Genomic DNA, 17247 nt, shown 5'->3' with positions numbered 1-17247 from the left:
CTTACAGAGAATGTACAGCATTTATCGCCTCTAATCTTTTAAACAGGCGGCGGTATTGAGCCAGTTTGGCCGTATCTGTAACCCGGCAGCCGGAATGATAGAACATAATATTGCCACGGCCTTCGTTTAGAGCGTTCCTTTCTCCCAGGGTCCTTTTCAGATTGTTTACAGTACCCCGGTTCCCGTCGATGATACTGGTACCGGGCGGAAGCAGCTTGCGAAACATATCCTTATAAAAAGAGAAGTGGGTACAGCCCAAAACTATAGCCTCATAGTTGTTTACCTCATAGGTGGATAGCTGTTCCTTAAGATAAGGTAGTACGACGCCTTCATTAAATTCAAAGCTCTCCGCGAATTGGACCAGCCCGGGAAGCGGCAGCAGGTCAACAATATGTTCGTTATCCAAGCGCGTAATGAGGTTTTTCAATTTTTCTTCCTTCAGCGTTAAAGCAGTAGCCGTTACCAGAACCCGTTTATTTCCATGCCTGTTTTGTTCAACGGCCGGTTTTACAGCAGGCTCCATGCCGATGATGGGAATGTTGTAGGTAGACCGTAAGGCCTCGATAGCAACGCTGGTAGCCGTATTGCAGGCAATGACCACTGCCTTAACCTGCTGCCGGATAATAAACTCCATAGCCTGAAAAATATATTTTCTTACTTCCTCCTTGGGCTTTGGCCCATAGGGAACATTTGCTGTATCCGCGTAATATATATAATCCTCCTTAGGCAACAGTTTTATTGCGTCGTGTAATACGGTAATACCGCCGATGCCGGAATCAAAAAAGCCTATTTGCATTTCTATTCCTCCGATAAATAGAATCTATATGTAAATGTAACATAAGTACAGCCTAATTATACTATAATAGCATAGTTTATTTATTTCACATAAGCTTGTTATCATTACATACAATGCCATTTCTCCCAAGTCGACGGAAGAGATGGTTCTGCGCTATAATAATGACAATGATTATCAAAGCGTATGACAAGGGAGTTAACATGGAATTTTGGAAGTCAATAGCCTATTTCCTTCTTGCCGGCATTCTGGAAATCGGCGGTGGTTATTTAATCTGGCTTTGGTTAAGAGAAGGCAGAGGCGTATCCTATGCAATCCTGGGGGCCATTATCCTAATTCTTTACGGTATTGTGCCAACATTACAACCGGCTAACTTTGGGCGTGTTTATGCTGCCTACGGCGGTGTGTTTGTGGTCCTTTCGATTCTTTGGGGATGGGGTGTCGATAAGGTTGTCCCCGATAGGTTTGACGTGATAGGCGGAATAATCTGCTTAATAGGAGTTCTCATCATCATGCATTGGCCACGAACGTGATAGTTGGGCAGGGTTCTTTTCTCCCTCTGTGATTATAACACTGAGCAGCGTTACATAAAAGAAATGTTGAAAATTTTGAGCTATAAAGGTGAAAAATTCCGGTTTAGAGAGGAGATGCTTGCATGATTATGCAGCCGTCCGTTGATGAGTATAAAGAACTGATAATGGTTTGGGAGAATTCGGTTCGGGCAACCCATGACTTTTTGAAGGAAGAAGATATACAATTTTATAAGCCGTTAATTTTACAAAGTTATTTTCATAAAGTGAATTTATTCTGCCATAAAGGTGGCAAGCAAAAAATTGATGGATTTATGGGAATCGTGGACGATAAACTGGAAATGTTGTTTATTGATTCCAGTGAACGGGGCAAGGGGATTGGAAGAAAACTGCTTGTTTATGCGATTAATCAACAAAAAGTCAGGCGAGTGGATGTTAACGAACAAAACAAACAGGCTGTTGGATTCTATAAGCATATGGGTTTTAGGATAGTCGGTCGTTCCGAGTATGATGGAGCAGGAAAACATTATCCTGTTTTATCCATGGAATTGGTTGAGGGAAGAGAAAAAACTGAGTGGAGTGGATACAATTGACTTGGTGTGATCAAATTAAATAAAAAACAGAAAATAAGTAGTACGCTGCCCCTTAAACGATGGAGTATGATATAACATATACCTAGCGTCTAAGGGATGTATTTATGTCCATGTTTTTTCGGATTTGGTCAGGAGCTGCCGAAAGCTTTGCCGTTGAGGAGAATGATGGAAGGTTGCCGATATAGCCTGTGGTTCTGGATACCTGGCAGGCAGTTAGTTTCCTGTGAAAAGGTTTTTTCGGCCACCGGGCAGAATAGAACAGGTAGTAAAAAAAGATATGTTGTACTATAAGGAGCATGCCGAATGATATTGATGATCGATAACTACGATTCTTTCACATACAATTTGGTGCAATATTTGCTGGCACTGCATGCTGAGGTTACGGTGTTTCGCAATGATGCGATCTTACTCGAGGATATTGCAAAACTTAATCCGGAGATGATTGTCATTTCGCCGGGGCCGTGCACACCGGATCGTGCCGGAATTAGTCTGGCAGTTGTAGAGCGGTTTAAGGAATGTATCCCCATACTGGGAATTTGTCTTGGTCATCAAGCGATAGGCCAGGCTTTCGGTGCTAAAGTTGTACGGGCCGAAGAACCGGTTCACGGGAAAGTACATGCCATCCGGCACGATGGAAAAGTGGTTTTTAAAGGGATTAAGAACCCTCTGAATGTAACCCGCTATCATTCTTTAGTCCTTGAAAAGGCCACTTTGCCGGCCGATCTCCGGATCACAGCCGAAACTTTTTCTGGTGAAATCATGGGAATCCGGCATACCCGGTATCCGGTTGAAGGCGTTCAGTTTCATCCGGAAGCCATTCTTACAGAAGAAGGTATAAGGCTGCTGGAAAACTTTGTCAGGTTTGCCCGGAAGTTCAGGGAGGAACATCATGTTAACCAAGACGATTAAAACCGATCTTACGACGTTTGATATTTTTTTATCGCTGCGTAATCAGCGGCATCCGTTTCTGTTAGACAGCGGGAGGGACCCAGAAGGATTGGGGCGTTTTTCTTTTCTTGGTGCTGATCCGTTCCTGACCTTTTCCTGTAAAGGGGACAAGTGCCACATAACCCGCACAGGTAAACCGGCGGTAATGCAAACGGGCGATCCGTTTGAACTGCTGCGCAGCCTTTTAGAACAATATACAATTCCAGAAAAAGTGCAGTTGCCTTTTATTGGCGGAGCGGTTGGTTATTTTGGCTATGAGATGTGCCGTTTTATCGAAAAAACATCGCACAAAGCGGTAGACGATGTAACCATGCCGGACTGTTTTTTCGGATTTTATGATGGTATTTACCTCATTGACCATCTGGAAGGTACGGTAGATATCGTTGCGCTTGGGATTGATTGCCCGGAAAAGGAAAAGTTGCATAGGCTGGAGGACTGGCTGCAAAACGTGGTGAAGCAGCGGCCGGTTGCTTATCATAACGTGAATCCGGCGTCTTTTTATACCAATATGACAAAGGAAGAGTACGTAAGTGCAATTCATCGTATTAAAGAGTATATCCGCTCCGGGGATGTTTATCAGGTTAATTTCACCCAGCGTTTTGAATGTGCATTTGAGGGAGATCCGATTTCGTTTTATGCCGCTTTACGTTCAAGAAATCCGGCGCCGTTTGCCGCGTATATTGATACCGGGGAAGGGATCGTAGTCTCCAGTTCGCCGGAACGGTTTATGAAAGTTCAGGACGGTACAATAGAGACGCGACCGATTAAAGGGACGATTTCCCGGGGGAAAACGCGCAAGGAAGATGAGGAAAAACGTAACACGTTATCACAAAGCGAAAAAGATCGTGCTGAGCTTCTGATGATTGTAGATTTAGAACGAAATGACCTTAGCCGTATCGCACAAACAGGTACCGTTCGTGTACCGGAAATTTTTAAAGTGGAAACGTATGCAACGCTGCATCATCTTGTGGCAACTGTAACCGCTGAGCTTCGTCCGGACTGCGATCTTATTGACTGTGTCCGGGCCGCCTTTCCTGGCGGCTCAATAACCGGGGCGCCAAAGATCAAGGCTATGGAGATTATTGATGAGTTAGAGCCGACCCAGCGGAAGGTATATACCGGATCAATCGGCTATCTGGGGTTCAACGGGAATATGGATCTTAACATTGTTATCCGGACCGTTGTCATCAAAGGCAACCGTGCCTACTTTCAGGCGGGTGGCGGAATTGTCTGGGATTCTGATCCGGAGAAAGAATACCAGGAAAGTTTAATCAAAGCCCGGGCTTTGATGGAAACTCTGCAATTGTAGGAGGGTAACTATGAAGGTATGGCGAAATGGATGCTGGCAGGCTCCGCAGTTGTTTGGAACGCTGGCATTTCAATACGGGTTCGGGTTGTTTGAAACCTTGCTGGTCCGGGGGGGGATACCAGCTGATTTAGATGATCATATCCGGCGTTTATTGCAGAGTATCAAACACTTGGATGCTGAGGGGCGCTGCTCATTTGATGCAGGTCAGCTAAAAGGAACGGTTTTGCTTTCCCTGGATAAGCGTCAAGAGAAAAACGAAGTCTTAAAAGTCGTCGCTTACTGCGAAGAAGATCAATGGAATTTTTTGCTCCTGTTAAGACCATATACCTATACTAAAAAACACTATGAGCAAGGGTTTGCCTTGCACCAGGCAGTGTCCCGGCGAAATCCGAAAAGTATGCTGGTTTACCATAAGACACTGAATTATTTCGAAAACTACCTTGAACGCCGGCAAGCTCTCCGGGAAGGTTATGACGATGCCTATTTCTTGAATGGGGAAGGGAGCGTTACCGAATGTACGGCAGCCAATCTTTTTATTGTTCGGAAGGGAGAATTACTTACATCTCCTGTTCAGGAAGGATTGCTGCCCGGAATTATGCGGGGAAAGCTGCTTGGTGGGGCAAAGAAACTTGGTATTTCCGCAAGGGAGATTCCTCTTCAGAAAGACATGCTGCCAGAGGCGGAAGCGGTGCTGCTGACTAATGCACTGTATGGGGCAATGCCTGTTTCCAGGATTGATAATAGGTGCTACTCCGTCGACCAGTCTTTTGTCAGACGGGTTAACACCATTTTGGACAGAGAAAGTCTGTAAGCTTTCTGATTAGCGGGGGACTTATTGGCAAAAAATCATTGACATTTGTTTTAAAATAATCGTATACTGAATTACAAGTATATGATATCGTCAATGATCAGGAAGAGTACACATAACAAGAGAGTCTTAGCGAGCCAATGACGGTGAAAGTTTGGCACTTCTCGGTGTGTGGAATGGGCCTGGGAGATGCAGTCCGAGCCAAGGGTTTGGGGTAGGTGCTGCCGGAAGCTTCCTCCGTTACATGGGAAGAAGGTATCGGACACGGTTGTCCTGTATCTTAGCATGAGCGGGCTATTTTCATAGCCAATCAGGGTGGTATCGCGTGAGTCATCATAACCTCTCGTCCCTACGAATCGTAGCGGCGGGAGGTTTTTTGTATTACTGACGTCAGAAATCAAAGGAGGAAAGGGTATGGAACAGAAACAAGAAGTTGTCTACTATCAGGCCAAGGGGGGGAAATACCGCTGGGTAGCTGTGACCGCATTGTTGCTGGCAATTGGTGCCATCCTGAAGATGGTGACACCGGGCGTAGCGGGGGTAACGCCCAACTGGACCATCGCCATGTACTGCATTGCCATCAATCTTATCCGGCCCCGGTTAGGTCAGGCAGTCGGTATCGGTCTGGTGGCAGGGGCGGTTAACATCCCCTTTTCCAAATCGGCCTTTCCTTATGGGAATTTAGTCAGCGAACTGGTAGGAGCCGTTGTTTGTACGCTGATTGTCAGTACGGTTGTGGACATGAAAATCGGCAAGCTGAATGTACGTCCTGCCGTGTCCGGTTTTGTGAGTACAGTAAGCAGCGGCCTGGTTTTTACCGGCATTTTAAAAATCGTATTATCCCTGCCGCTGGAGGCTTATCTGTACGGTATGCTTCCCGTGGTTTTTATCACCGGTGCGATCAACTGCCTGATTACGCAGCTGCTGTATTTCCCGGCGCAGCGGTTGTTTGAAGCCAAGGGAGGCCAGTCATGTCAGAAGTAGTCATTTCCGGTTTAAGCTATACTTATCCCAAGGCAGCCAGGCCGTCCCTCCAGCAGGTGTCGCTCAAGCTGGAAAATGGTGCTTTTGCGGCGCTAACGGGGTTTAACGGCAGCGGGAAAACTACATTATGCCTGGCGATTGCCGGAGCGGTTCCGCATTATTTTGGCGGGGCCATGGCCGGACAGGTGGTTATCGGGGGATTCAAGACAGCCGAAACCGGGATTTGCGAGCTGGCCGATATTGTGGGACTGGTCATGCAGGATTATGAAAGCCAGTTGGTTACCTTGACGGTGGAGGAAGAGGTTGCCTTCGGACTTGAAAATAGGGGCGTGGAACGGCCGGAGCTTACCCGCAGAGTTCAGGAGGCCTTGGCTATGGTAGGATTATCGGGGAAAGAGCGGCAGCAGACGGCGGCCTTATCCGGCGGTCAGAAACAACGGCTGGCGATTGCCTCGGTGCTGGCTGCCAAGCCAAAGATTCTGGTGCTGGACGAGCCGACTTCGGCCCTTGATCCCGAGGGGGCGGCGGAGTTGTATGAACTTCTTTATCGCCTGAATCAGGAGCACGGCTTGACCATTCTGGTGGCAGAACATGATTTGTCGCTGGCGCTGCCGTATGCCTCGCAGTTTATTCTTTTAGCCGACGGCCGTGTGGCAGTCGACGGGACTCCGGCCGACGTTCTGCGGTATATGGGCGCTAACCGGCAGTATGCGTGCAGTTTGCCGCCGTTATGGCAGCTTAAGCTGGGGCTGGAGACTCATTTTTCGTGTTTTGGCGACTGGAAGACGGACGAGGAAGCGTCGGAAGAACTGAGCCGGCGCTTGGATAGCCGGGAGGACGGAAAAAGTGCTTGAATTTGATCGTGTTAGTTTTGCTTATCAGAAGGATTGTCCGGTGGTGTCCGAGCTTTCTTTTAGCGTACAAGAAGGAGAGTATGTCGCGGTGGTTGGCCGCAACGGCAGCGGAAAAACCACTGTAACCCGTCTGATCATGAGTTTGGTAAAACCGGTGACGGGAAACATTTTTTTTGACGGTGAAAATACCAAAAAATATATTCCTGCTGCTATGGCGCGGCAGGTAGGCTATGTGTTTCAAAATCCTTCCCGGCAGATGTTTCACGATACGGCTGTCGAAGAAGCCGCGTTTGGCCCCCTGCAAATGGGAACGGGCAGGGAAGAGGCAATGACACAGGCCAGGGAAGCGCTGGCCAAGGTGGGGCTTGCCGGCTTGGAGACAGCCTATCCGGCCGCATTGTCCAAAGGCCAGAAACAGCGCTTGGCGGTAGCTTCGGCATTGTCTATGAAGCCACGCCTGTTAATTCTTGATGAGCCGACCAGCGGTCAGGACCAAAACGATAAGGAGCTTTTTTTAACGCTGTTGGATGAACTGCATCAGGAAGGCCTGGCGATTATGCTGATTACGCATGATATGCACATCCTGGCGGAAAAAGTAGCCAGAACCATCGTGATGTCTGCGGGCAGTAAAGTATATGACGGCCCGACCGTTGCGCTTTTCCGGCAGCAGCCTGTTGAAGACTGGGGACTGAAACGGCCTGTGGCCGTAAAGGTTTCCCATAGCCTGGCTCCCTGCGGAATCGCCTTTTCGCCGACGGTAGCGGGACTGGTCGAAGCATTGCGGGCCAAGAAAGGCGGTAATGTGAATGGGTAAAATAGCGCCGCTGACAAAGATAATATTTACCGTACTGGTTTCGGTTTGGGCGGTTGCCCTGACCTCCGTTTGGGCTCTGGCTTTTCTGGTTGGGGTTCAGCTGGTATTGATGATACTGGGCCGGGTAGAGGTAAAAACGTATAAGGCGACTGCTTTTCTGGCCTTATTCGCCGCCTTGTTATTTTTGCTGCAATATGTTTTTGTACAGGATATGCAGCTGGCTCTGGTAACCGGGCTGAAAATGATGGCAATGGCCATGGTGTTCATTTTGGTCCTGGCCACCACCCGGGTGCAGGATTTAACCGCCGCATTGGTCAGCCAATGCCGCATTCCCTATGAATATGCCTTTATGTTTACCACCGCGCTGCGGTTTGTACCCGATTTCTTGAGTGAAAGCCGGACGATTCAGGAAGCGCAGGCCTGCAGGGGTTACAGCACCAAAGGCAATGTGGTGAAACGGCTGATCAATTACCTGGCGATTGTCAAACCTCTGGTATTGCGTGCCGTCAGCCGGTCGGAAACCATGGCTCTCAGCATGGAGTTGCGCGGTTTCGGCAGCAAAAGGCGCAACAGCAGTGCCCAGGTGGCCTTAGGTCTGTCCGACTATGCTGCTCTTACCGGTATGGCGGCGGTTACAGCGGGAATATTTTTGTAAAGAGCGCACCGGGTTTCAGCGGAATTAAATCCGGAATTTGATGACCTTGACCACATAACAGACTTCATCATCATTAATCACCGTATCGTAAGTCTTGGCCAGCTCATCCATCACCTTACGTACTTGTTCGAAATCCGCCTGGTTTTCTTTTTTAAAAGCATGAATGTTTTCAAAGACAATGGCGTCTTTATGAATACAACGGTCCAGCATGCAACCCATATGAACAATCAGATCCAAAAGCAGGTCTTGATTCCGGGGAGCATACTGAAGCTTAGCGACACACTTTTTGATATCGGCAACTGCAAAGCGCGGATTTACATACTTAACGTATTTTTCCAGCATGTCTTTGGCAGTTTCATAGACGGTCTTTGCGGCAGGGGCAGCAGGAAAGGCGGGCTCCAGGTTGCTGTTTAAGAGGTGGAGAAATTGTTTTTGAAAAGCGGAGTCCAGTAATTTGTTAATCGGAAAATAGGGAAGATCAAGATCGGGATTAATGTTGCCGACGACAGCAACGACGTTATAGTCCTGCTGGATTTGCTTCAGTTTATTTTTGGCATCCAGATAGTTGACGGTGATGATTTTCACCTGTTCCTGGTAGTGACTTTGAATTAACTCTTCGAGAATATTTTTGGCCATAATACTGGAACCCTGCCCGGTGATGCAAACAGACAATATTGCTGTTTGTATTTTTTTTGCCTTCACGGCCAAACTGTCCTTTTGGGCGGACAAGGCTTCGTATACGGTATCTAAATCGTCCATTTTGTATAAAACGCTGCGTAACACTTCCAACGCCAGTGGTGTGGACACGTAATCAATCGTTTTTGTCTTTATACCGGTGTCGCTCATTAATTTTTCGCCGAAGGTCAACAAAGAACCCATATCTACCAGCAGGATGATCCCTTTGCCGCGGTGAATGGCTATGGCGGCGCTTTTAACCTTGTTGTAGGTCTCGCTGATGGTGGCGGTGAGCGGCATGTCGATTGCCTTGATCCATTCCGTGTTGAGGAGCGAATTTGAGACATTGGCAATGCTGGTAGCCGTGCTGTCGCCGTGGCAGACAATGATGACGCCGATTTTCTCATCATTCGGGGATTCCAGTTTATTATGGGCCAGCAAGAGCGCTAGGAAGCCTTTCTCATCTTCGGGGATAATCAGGCCGAATTTTTCGCCTAAAATTTTAACCAGTTCTTTGGCTACCTGAAATTCTTTGGGATTTTCCCGCTTTATTTTGGAAAGGTGCTGGTTTTGCACGGTTTTACCCTCTTCAATACGCTTTAACAGGGCCTGGATATGGAAGGACAGACCAAAAATAAATTTATTATTAAATGTGATCATAAGATAGTGCTGGGCAAATTCGATTAATTCGGCCGTGATATCGACGATTTCCTTCGGGATGATCTTATACAGGGTAGAAATATTGGCATGTACATTATGAAAATTTTTCATAATACCGCTGAAATACTGGTCTACTTCATTTTTTAGGGACTCGTTTATATTTTCATTGCTCAGACCCTGACGCTTTAAATCGTTTAATTTGCTGGATATCAGTTCATAAATATCATTTTTCAGTTCAAAGGGATATACATCATGATTTTTGGTGGGGGAAATCATGATATCCTCGGAAAACACATTTAAATAATTTTTTACGGTACTGTCCTGCTTGGCGTAGTCAAATAGTCCCTCGCGGATGTCTTTGGCAAGCATGGAGAATTCAATCCGGATGGGTTGATGATTCTGTAAATGCAGTAAAAAGGCATTGGCGCATAACAATTTGATTTCAGACCGCAGCTGGCCGATATTGCCCACTTTAAAATCATAGATGGCCAATGCTTTTAAAACTTCGGGTGTTATCATAATCTGCTGATTAAGATTCATCGCTTCCACATAAAAAAAGTGATCAATGATCTCCACTTTTTCGCTAATCGGTTTTTCAATAAAGGACGGCAGGGTAATAGTTACCGGAATGCGGCGAATAAAGGCCGCCAGTAACGCATTGCCGGGTTCTTCGGTTGTCGCGCCGATCAGCAGGATCGTGCTAAACCGTTTGCCGCCCGTCTCACCCAGGCGATTGTATTCACCCTTGTCCATGAGATGGAACAGCATTTCCTGCCCGTCGGGCGGCAGACGGTGAATTTCGTCCAGAAAGAGAATGCCGCCGTTGGCCTTTTCCACCAGTCCGATCTTGTCCTGGTCGGCTCCCGTAAAGGCGTGTTTGACGTGGCCGAATAATTGGGACAGCAGTAGTTGCGGATTATTAAAATAATCGGCACAGTTAAAGGTGATGAAGGGAAAACTTTCCGCCTTTTTATTTTTTGCCAGCAGGCCGTATTCGTGCATGGCCGAAGCAAAGGTAGTTTTTCCAACGCCGCTTTCTCCCAGGATCAGAGTGTGCAGCCCCTTAGGCGGGTAAATGATCGCTGCCTTCGCCTGCCCGATTTGGTTGACTAAGCTGCCGTTATTGCCGAGCAAGCGGGCAAAAGGGTCTTCCTGAACGGTAAGCCTGGTATCGTTTATCGCAGTTTTTAATTCGGACAGCGTAAAGCTGTTCTTTCCTTCCGGTAAACCGGAGGCGTGTAAGGGCTGCAGGCAGGAATGGGGTAAAAAAGTAACGGGGCGGCTGTTAATTTTGATTAATTCGTTTTGTTTCCAGAGATCGTTTAACAGGGTGCTGGCGTTATTCCGGACAATGCCCAGGTTTTTTTGGATGCATAGGGCGTCAATTCCCGGATTTTCATCGTTCTGAATGGCTGTCAGAACGTCTTCGTAAGAAACGGTCTTTTCAATAAACTGCATAATCAGATCGGTTTTTTTCATAGAGATCACTCCCTGTCTGTTTCGTTGCTCGGAAATTAGTGCATAAGCATTGTATGGCTGTCCAACTTCTGCTATTTACAGCATAGCGAATCGATTCCGTTTTGTCTATGCGTAATAAAAGTACAGTAATAGCGGAATCGGAGGGCCTATGCTCAGAATGTAACAAAAAAGCCTGGACTATGCACTAAAAAACGTGGCGATGAAAAGTAGATCCAAAACGAAAAAAATCATGCACTGATCAGGGAATCCTTCCGAAGTGCATAAGGTATGGGGAGAGTGTATGAATTTTCAAGCACTTGGAGTATTATGCACTAACCTGGCATGAAATTTGCATTTAAGTATAAGTGAATTAACTCGAAGTCAAAGGAGGTAGTCGTGATGAGTACATCGTTATTGCATGAAGAACTGGTTCTTTTAGATTATGAAGCCGAAGGGAATGAAGATTTGATTAGAAAATTATCAGCTATTTTGCACGATAAAGGGTATGTTAAAGACAGCTATGCCCAGGCGGTTGTAGAACGGGAAGAGGCATTCCCGACCGGATTAAATACATTGGGTATAAAAGTGGCTGTTCCGCATACCAACCCGGAACATGTAAAGCAAGCTGCTATTTTAGTGGCTAAGCTGTTGCAGCCGGTCACGTTCAAAGAAATGGGCAACAGTGGAAAGGATGTAGACGCTGAATTGGTATTTATGCTGGCTGTCACTGATCCCAAAGAGCATTTGTCGACGTTAAGCAAGCTAATGGGCATATTTTCCGACAGGGAAAAACTGCTGGATCTTTATCAGTCGGCCACTAAACAGGAGATCATTACCAAGCTTAACAGCATATTGGCATAAATTCCGGATATCCGTATCCTGAATTTAAATATAATGAAAAGGAGTGTTCAGGTATGAAAAGAATTTACGTAGCCTGTGGTTCAGGAGTGGCAACCTCGCAGACGGTGGCATCAAAAATAGGCAGCATGTGTGAAGATGAAGGACTGGATGTAGCCGTTGAAGCCGTGGATATCAAATCATTGGAAAGCATCATTGATCAGTGCGATATTTATGTATCCATTGTGTCCAGCGGTGCCAACAACTGGAATGTACCTACCATCAGCGGGATTCCATTCTTAACCGGTGTCGGCATGGATGAAGAATTTGCCAAACTAAAAGAACTTCTTAAGTCATAGGCCTTTCCTGCCGGATACAAAAATAAAAAGAGCTTCTTTGCCGAAAAGCAAAAGAAGCTTAAGAAAAATCACACACAATTATTATATCATCTCAGCCATTAATTTGTAAGCTGATCGACAATTTCCATTATGGTAAGCTAACGTTTTTGTCACGCGGCACAACGGCAAATGAATTTTGTTTGGCGTGGTATCCGTTAGTGCCGGTATTTCCTGTCAGAAAAAATAAGTCATTGGGAGATGAGCGAGATGGAAGCAGTATTAAATTATATATTGGGTTTGGGTGCTGCAATCTTTTTACCGGTTATTATGATTCTTCTTGGCCTGTTAATGAAAATGAAGCTGAAAAAAGCCATTATTGCCGGTTTGACTTTGGGTATTGCCTTTACAGGCATGAATGTGGTGTTAGGCTTTATGTTTAACGCCATCAGCCCGGCCGCTGCCGCTTTAGTCAAGCGGACTGGTTTGGAACTGACCGCTATTGATGTAGGCTGGTCGCCAATCGCTGCGATTGCCTGGGCCTGGCCGTATGCGCTTGTTTTGTTCCCGATACAGATTGCTATCAATCTCTTTATGCTGGGTTTTAAATGGACGAATTGTCTGAATGTTGATTTATGGAATGTATGGGGAAAGATTTTTGTGGCCAGTATGGTATCATATCTTTCCGGCAGTTTGGTATTGGGTTATATTGCCGCCGCCGTACAAATTGTCCTGGAACTGCTCAATGCCGACCTTATGCAAAAACAGTTGCATCGTATCAGCGGGATCCCCGGAGTTACCTGCACTCATCCGATGATGCTGCAGGGTGCATTTTTAGGCATAATAAACCGCATGCTGGATTGGGTGCCGGGCATTAATAAAGTCAATATGAATGCCAAAGAGCTAAAAGACAAACTGGGTATTTTCGGTGAAAATAGTGTCATGGGTTTTATTGTCGGTGCATTAATTGCCTTTATGGGCGGTTATGCCGTTAAGGAAATATTAATAACCGCCGTACAGGTATCTACCGCGATGGTATTGTTTCCTATGGTGGCAAAATTGTTTATGCAGGCCCTGGCGCCGATCGCGGACGCAACCGGCAGTTACATGAAAAACAAGTTTAAGGGAAGAGATTTTTATGTCGGGCTGGACTGGCCGTTTCTTGCCGGGCAAAATGAAATTTGGGTAACAGCCATCGTATTGGTACCGATCGAACTCATTTTAGCGCTGGTTATGAGCCAAATGGGCATGAATAACGTCATTCCGCTGGCTTCCATTATCAATGTCTGCGTGGCCGTTCCGGCTTTAATTGTGGCCGGCGGCAATTTGTTCAGAATGATTATTATCTCGGCGATTGCTACGCCGATGTATCTGGCGGTAGCCACCAGCTTTGCCCCGATGATTACCAAAATGGCTGTTTCCACCGGTACGCTTCAGGTGAATGCCGGGCAGTTTATTACCTGGATTCAACTGGAGGCACCCGAGTTCCGCTGGGCACTGGCCCATGCGTTTAATGGGGAGATGGCAGGCATTGCAGCACTGGTGCTGTTTGCAGCAGCCTTTGCCTGGTATTACAAATATATGCAAAGTGTTAATGCGAAGCTGGAGGAAACAAAATAGCGGGCAGTGAATGTAGAACTTGACAGATCTTTGTGAAACTTTGCTAAAAAATGAAAACTCATACTAATAACAGAACTGGAGTGAGAGTCATGCTGGAAGAATTGAAGAAACAGGTGGTAAAGTATGCTTTGAGTGCGGACCGGTCCGGATTGTGCAAGCACCGGGCTGGAAATTTCAGCACCCGCGATCCGGAAAGTGGCTACGTATGTATTACTCCGACCGGTGTCGACCGGGAGGAACTCAGCTATCATGACATTATTGTCATCGATTTGGAAGCCAATGTCATTGAAGCGGAAACCGGCTTACGGCCCACCAGTGAGACGTTAATGCATTTGGCAGCCTATAAGTCGAGACCGGACGTACACGCGGTTGCCCATACCCATTCGCGGTTTGCCACTTCGTTTGCGGTATTGAAAAAAGAAATACCGGCCATTGTTTATGAAGTAGCCGGGCTTGGCTGCAAAAAAGGATATGTTCCCCTTGCTCCCTATGGCCGTCCCGGTACGCCGGAACTGGCGCAAAGTGTTGTCGAACCTTTGCAAATTGCCGATGTTGCCTTAATGGAAAGCCACGGTGTTATTGCAGTGGATAAAGTGTTGAAAGAAGCCTTGCTAAAAGCACATTACGTGGAAGAACTGGCCGAGATTTACTATAGGACACTGATGCTTAACAATGGCAAAGAACCTCCCGTTGTGCCATTGGCGGAATTGCAGCAGTGGGAATACCCTAAACAAATCAAACTGCTGAAAAAATAACAGGACGGTCATGCCCGTCGGCACTGTCAAATACTTTTAAGAGCAAAGGAGCAAAACCATGAAAAAGTTAATTAATAGACCGGAGGATTTTGCGCGCGAAACAGTGGAAGGCATTGTTCTTGCCCATCCGGAGAGTTTAAAGATGGTGAATGACAGTTGGCATTGCCTGGTGCGGGCCGATGCCCCCAAGGAAGGCAAGGTGGCTATTGCCACCGGTGGCGGTTCCGGTCATTTACCGGTTTTCCTGGGCTATGTGGGGTATGGTTTGGCAGACGGGGTAACCATAGGTAATGTTTTTGCGTCCCCCAGCGCGGAAGCCATGCATGAAGTGGATAAGGCCATTCATGCCGGCGCCGGCGTATTGCATCTTTATGGGCGTTACGGCGGCGATATCATGAATTTTGGCATGGCCAAAGATTTGGATGAAATGGAGGGCATTGAAGTCACGGAAGTTTTGGTGACCGATGATGTCGCTTCCGCGCCGAAAGGCAGGGAGGATAAGCGCCGCGGCGTTGCCGGACTGCTTTTTGCCTATAAGGTTGCCGGTGCGGCTGCGGAAAAGATGCTTTCGTTAGCCGAAGTAACCCGAATTGCCCAAAAGACAGTGGACAACACCAGGACGATGGGCGTGGCCTTAACTCCCTGTATTGTTCCGGAAGCCGGAAAAGCAACCTTTTCTATTGGTGAGGACGAAATGGAGATCGGTATGGGAATACACGGGGAACCGGGAATTCACCGAACCAAGCTGCAATCGATTGATGAAGTGGTAACCAATATTGTCAATAAGATCATAGAAGATTTGCCTTATCAGAACGGTGATGAAGTTGCGGTACTGGTAAATGGTCTTGGCGGGACACCGAAAGAAGAATTGTATCTAGCCTATCGTAAAGCGCACCAACTGCTAAAAGAACGGGGAATCACCATTTACCGGAAGTATATCGGAGAATATGCGACTTCACTGGAAATGGCGGGGATGTCCATTAGCTTGCTGAAATTAGACAAAGAATTAAAGGAATTCATCGATGCACCCTGCTATTCTCCCTTTTTTGCACAGTCACGATAGAAAGAGGTGAACCAACTATGGAGAAAATTACGAAAGCATCTTTAAAACCGGTGCTTGGCGCAATTGTAGAGGTATTGAAAACCGAAAAAGACTATTTAATTGAACTGGATGGTTCAATGGGTGATGGCGATCTGGGACTTACCATGTGTACCGGGTTTCAGGCTGTTTATGAGGAAGTTGATCAAATCGCAGAAACCGATATGGGCAAAATTTTTATGAAGCTGGGCATGAAAATGAACTCCGTTGTACCTTCTACCATGGGGACGCTGATAGCCACCTGTTTTATTAAAGCGGCAGCGAAAGCCAAGGGTAAGGAGGCGCTGGCATTAACGGACCTTGTTGAAATGGGCCGTGCCGCCATACAGGGGGTGATGGAGCGGGGGCAAAGCAAGATAGGCGATAAAACCATGCTGGATGCGCTGGCACCGGCGGTGGAAGCGCTGGCAGCGGCAGTGGAAAGTAAGAAATCCGTTCGTGATGCCGGTGTGGATGCTTATCAGGCAGCTTGTGCCGGAGTGGAGAAAACGAAGACCCTGCAATCTGTTCACGGCCGGGCGGCGTATTATAGTGAAAAGTCGATCGGGCGCCCTGATCCGGGTGCTTCGGCGGTTATGTTTATTATAAAAGGAATGACTAAGAATTTAAGCTAAACCGCCTGTTTTGTAGTAAGCATAACAGTGGAAACGGAATAAGGCTCCTGTCGATCCTATGGTAGGGATTTGGCAGGAGTTTTTATTTAGTCAAGGAAATAATTACTACCATTACTACAAAAAATAATTATTATCAACAAAATTTACTTTTTTAGAAAAAATAGGTTGATTATTTCCGACTAAAATAGTATGATATAAGCAAATAAAGAGTTAAATACTCAGAAATGAAGGAGGCTTGCAATATGAAACAGGTAGAATTAAAATATGGTTTTGAGGCTTTGGAGCCTTTTATTGACGAATTGACGATGCGGACACATTATACAAAGCATCATGCGACCTATACCAATAACTTTAATGCGGCGCTGGAAAAACTGCCGGAGTTGTCCGGTAAAACCGATACGGAAATCCTGGCGAATTTGAACGTGATTACCGATGCCGGACTGCGGACGGCCGTTCAAAACAACGGGGGCGGTTTCTACAATCATAATCTGTACTTCTCGACCATTTCGTCTGGTGGCGGTAAAGAGCCGGCAGGGGCACTGGCCGGACAGATAGCACGTGATTTTGGCAGTTTTGCTGAATTTAAGGAAAAAATATCGGCTGCCGCTATCGGACGCTTCGGTTCCGGCTGGGCCTGGCTTTCCAGCGATGCAGCCGGTAAACTGGCAATTACTTCAACGCCCAATCAGGATAACCCGCTTATGGAATCGGCCGGGAAGTGGACGCCTATTCTGGGGATTGATGTGTGGGAGCACGCATATTACTTGAAATACAAAAACTTGCGGGCCGATTATGTCAAAGCCTTTTTTGAAGTAATTGACTGGCAGGAAGTTGCTAAGCGTTATGAGCTGTCGGTTCGGTAAAGAGAATGACGTAAAACGGTAATCTTAGAAGAGAGTATCTCGG

General features: G+C 46.7%; 18 protein-coding genes and 1 other annotated feature. Of the genes, 16 read left to right on the top strand and 2 right to left on the bottom strand.

Features of this window, described 5'->3' with window-relative positions; genetic code table 11:
* Nucleotide 1: 1 nt before the first annotated feature.
* Nucleotides 2-796, bottom strand: coding sequence for a glutamate racemase (gene murI, locus P22_RS17940; RefSeq protein ID WP_054261612.1), 795 nt, complete (start codon nucleotides 794-796; stop codon nucleotides 2-4).
* Between the two features lie 200 nt (nucleotides 797-996).
* On the opposite strand from murI, the gene P22_RS17935 reads away from it, so the two are divergent.
* The 9 genes from P22_RS17935 to P22_RS17895 all read left to right on the top strand — a co-directional run bounded on the left by P22_RS17935 (nucleotide 997) and on the right by P22_RS17895 (nucleotide 8288).
* The gene (locus P22_RS17935; RefSeq protein WP_054261648.1) at nucleotides 997-1326 is read left to right on the top strand and encodes a YnfA family protein; all 330 of its coding nucleotides are present in this window, start codon (nucleotides 997-999) and stop codon (nucleotides 1324-1326) included.
* Between the two features lie 122 nt (nucleotides 1327-1448).
* Entirely contained in the window at nucleotides 1449-1916 is a 468-nt protein-coding gene (locus tag P22_RS17930) for a GNAT family N-acetyltransferase (protein ID WP_054261611.1), read from the top strand.
* 303 nt (nucleotides 1917-2219) lie between these two features.
* The gene (locus P22_RS17925; RefSeq protein WP_054261610.1) at nucleotides 2220-2825 is read left to right on the top strand and encodes an anthranilate synthase component II; all 606 of its coding nucleotides are present in this window, start codon (nucleotides 2220-2222) and stop codon (nucleotides 2823-2825) included.
* Entirely contained in the window at nucleotides 2806-4173 is a 1368-nt protein-coding gene (gene pabB, locus P22_RS17920) for an aminodeoxychorismate synthase component I (RefSeq protein WP_054261609.1), read from the top strand. The genes P22_RS17925 and pabB overlap by 20 nt, the downstream gene beginning before the upstream one ends.
* A 10-nt stretch (nucleotides 4174-4183) precedes the next feature.
* Nucleotides 4184-4984 carry an aminotransferase class IV gene (locus tag P22_RS17915; RefSeq protein ID WP_054261608.1) on the top strand — a complete coding sequence of 267 codons (801 nt, stop codon included), beginning with the start codon at nucleotides 4184-4186 and terminating at the stop codon, nucleotides 4982-4984.
* An 84-nt stretch (nucleotides 4985-5068) separates the two neighbouring features.
* Nucleotides 5069-5335: a binding site (T-box leader), on the top strand.
* A 60-nt stretch (nucleotides 5336-5395) separates the two neighbouring features.
* Nucleotides 5396-5965 carry a tryptophan transporter gene (locus tag P22_RS17910; RefSeq protein WP_054261607.1) on the top strand — a complete coding sequence of 190 codons (570 nt, stop codon included), beginning with the start codon at nucleotides 5396-5398 and terminating at the stop codon, nucleotides 5963-5965.
* Entirely contained in the window at nucleotides 5953-6819 is an 867-nt protein-coding gene (locus P22_RS17905; RefSeq protein ID WP_054261606.1) for an energy-coupling factor ABC transporter ATP-binding protein, read from the top strand. Before P22_RS17910 ends, P22_RS17905 begins: the two co-directional genes overlap by 13 nt.
* Nucleotides 6812-7633: an energy-coupling factor ABC transporter ATP-binding protein gene (locus P22_RS17900; RefSeq protein ID WP_054261605.1), complete on the top strand. Its 822-nt coding sequence runs from the start codon at nucleotides 6812-6814 to the stop codon at nucleotides 7631-7633. The genes P22_RS17905 and P22_RS17900 overlap by 8 nt, the downstream gene beginning before the upstream one ends.
* Nucleotides 7626-8288 (top strand): energy-coupling factor transporter transmembrane component T family protein, encoded by a 663-nt coding sequence (locus P22_RS17895; protein WP_054261604.1) that lies wholly within the window; start codon nucleotides 7626-7628, stop codon nucleotides 8286-8288. The genes P22_RS17900 and P22_RS17895 overlap by 8 nt, the downstream gene beginning before the upstream one ends.
* A gap of 24 nt (nucleotides 8289-8312) precedes the next feature.
* Here the strand turns inward: P22_RS17895 and P22_RS21495 are convergent, their stop codons facing one another.
* Nucleotides 8313-11102: a sigma-54-dependent transcriptional regulator gene (locus tag P22_RS21495; protein ID WP_054261603.1), complete on the bottom strand. Its 2790-nt coding sequence runs from the start codon at nucleotides 11100-11102 to the stop codon at nucleotides 8313-8315.
* Between the two features lie 378 nt (nucleotides 11103-11480).
* Here P22_RS21495 and P22_RS17885 point away from each other — a divergent pair, with 378 nt between their 5' ends.
* The 7 genes from P22_RS17885 (at nucleotide 11481) to P22_RS17855 (ending at nucleotide 17204) form a co-directional block, all read left to right on the top strand.
* On the top strand, nucleotides 11481-11942 hold the full coding sequence (locus tag P22_RS17885; RefSeq protein WP_054261602.1) for a PTS sugar transporter subunit IIA: 462 nt from the start codon (nucleotides 11481-11483) through the stop codon (nucleotides 11940-11942).
* A gap of 53 nt (nucleotides 11943-11995) precedes the next feature.
* Nucleotides 11996-12277, top strand: coding sequence for a PTS sugar transporter subunit IIB (locus P22_RS17880; RefSeq protein WP_054261601.1), 282 nt, complete (start codon nucleotides 11996-11998; stop codon nucleotides 12275-12277).
* 246 nt (nucleotides 12278-12523) lie between these two features.
* Nucleotides 12524-13873: a PTS galactitol transporter subunit IIC gene (locus P22_RS17875; protein ID WP_054261600.1), complete on the top strand. Its 1350-nt coding sequence runs from the start codon at nucleotides 12524-12526 to the stop codon at nucleotides 13871-13873.
* Between the two features lie 89 nt (nucleotides 13874-13962).
* On the top strand, nucleotides 13963-14628 hold the full coding sequence (locus tag P22_RS17870) for a class II aldolase/adducin family protein (protein ID WP_054261599.1): 666 nt from the start codon (nucleotides 13963-13965) through the stop codon (nucleotides 14626-14628).
* A gap of 58 nt (nucleotides 14629-14686) precedes the next feature.
* Complete coding sequence (locus P22_RS17865; RefSeq protein ID WP_054261598.1) at nucleotides 14687-15691, top strand: dihydroxyacetone kinase subunit DhaK; 1005 nt, start codon at nucleotides 14687-14689, stop codon at nucleotides 15689-15691.
* Between the two features lie 17 nt (nucleotides 15692-15708).
* A complete protein-coding gene (dhaL, locus tag P22_RS17860) occupies nucleotides 15709-16341 on the top strand; it encodes a dihydroxyacetone kinase subunit DhaL (protein WP_054261597.1) in 633 nt (210 codons plus the stop codon).
* 242 nt (nucleotides 16342-16583) lie between these two features.
* Nucleotides 16584-17204 (top strand): superoxide dismutase, encoded by a 621-nt coding sequence (locus P22_RS17855; RefSeq protein WP_054261596.1) that lies wholly within the window; start codon nucleotides 16584-16586, stop codon nucleotides 17202-17204.
* The last annotated feature ends 43 nt before the right edge of the window (nucleotides 17205-17247 follow it).

Source organism: Propionispora sp. 2/2-37 (assembly GCF_001298735.1).
Lineage (GTDB): Bacteria > Bacillota > Negativicutes > Propionisporales > Propionisporaceae > Propionispora.
The sequence above is the reverse complement of the archived record's forward strand: the minus strand, read 5'-3'. Positions and strand labels throughout refer to the sequence as shown.

Coding starts and splice junctions, on each gene's coding strand:
- dhaL (WP_054261597.1), top strand. CDS start 15,709: ATGGAGAAAATTACGAAAGCATCTTTAAAACCGGTGCTTGGCGCAATT.
- P22_RS17925 (WP_054261610.1), top strand. CDS start 2,220: ATGATATTGATGATCGATAACTACGATTCTTTCACATACAATTTGGTG.
- P22_RS17915 (WP_054261608.1), top strand. CDS start 4,184: ATGAAGGTATGGCGAAATGGATGCTGGCAGGCTCCGCAGTTGTTTGGA.
- P22_RS17880 (WP_054261601.1), top strand. CDS start 11,996: ATGAAAAGAATTTACGTAGCCTGTGGTTCAGGAGTGGCAACCTCGCAG.
- P22_RS17885 (WP_054261602.1), top strand. CDS start 11,481: ATGAGTACATCGTTATTGCATGAAGAACTGGTTCTTTTAGATTATGAA.
- pabB (WP_054261609.1), top strand. CDS start 2,806: ATGTTAACCAAGACGATTAAAACCGATCTTACGACGTTTGATATTTTT.
- P22_RS17875 (WP_054261600.1), top strand. CDS start 12,524: ATGGAAGCAGTATTAAATTATATATTGGGTTTGGGTGCTGCAATCTTT.
- P22_RS17935 (WP_054261648.1), top strand. CDS start 997: ATGGAATTTTGGAAGTCAATAGCCTATTTCCTTCTTGCCGGCATTCTG.
- murI (WP_054261612.1), bottom strand. CDS start 796: ATGCAAATAGGCTTTTTTGATTCCGGCATCGGCGGTATTACCGTATTA.
- P22_RS17905 (WP_054261606.1), top strand. CDS start 5,953: ATGTCAGAAGTAGTCATTTCCGGTTTAAGCTATACTTATCCCAAGGCA.
- P22_RS21495 (WP_054261603.1), bottom strand. CDS start 11,102: ATGAAAAAAACCGATCTGATTATGCAGTTTATTGAAAAGACCGTTTCT.
- P22_RS17865 (WP_054261598.1), top strand. CDS start 14,687: ATGAAAAAGTTAATTAATAGACCGGAGGATTTTGCGCGCGAAACAGTG.
- P22_RS17910 (WP_054261607.1), top strand. CDS start 5,396: ATGGAACAGAAACAAGAAGTTGTCTACTATCAGGCCAAGGGGGGGAAA.
- P22_RS17895 (WP_054261604.1), top strand. CDS start 7,626: ATGGGTAAAATAGCGCCGCTGACAAAGATAATATTTACCGTACTGGTT.
- P22_RS17930 (WP_054261611.1), top strand. CDS start 1,449: ATGATTATGCAGCCGTCCGTTGATGAGTATAAAGAACTGATAATGGTT.
- P22_RS17855 (WP_054261596.1), top strand. CDS start 16,584: ATGAAACAGGTAGAATTAAAATATGGTTTTGAGGCTTTGGAGCCTTTT.
- P22_RS17870 (WP_054261599.1), top strand. CDS start 13,963: ATGCTGGAAGAATTGAAGAAACAGGTGGTAAAGTATGCTTTGAGTGCG.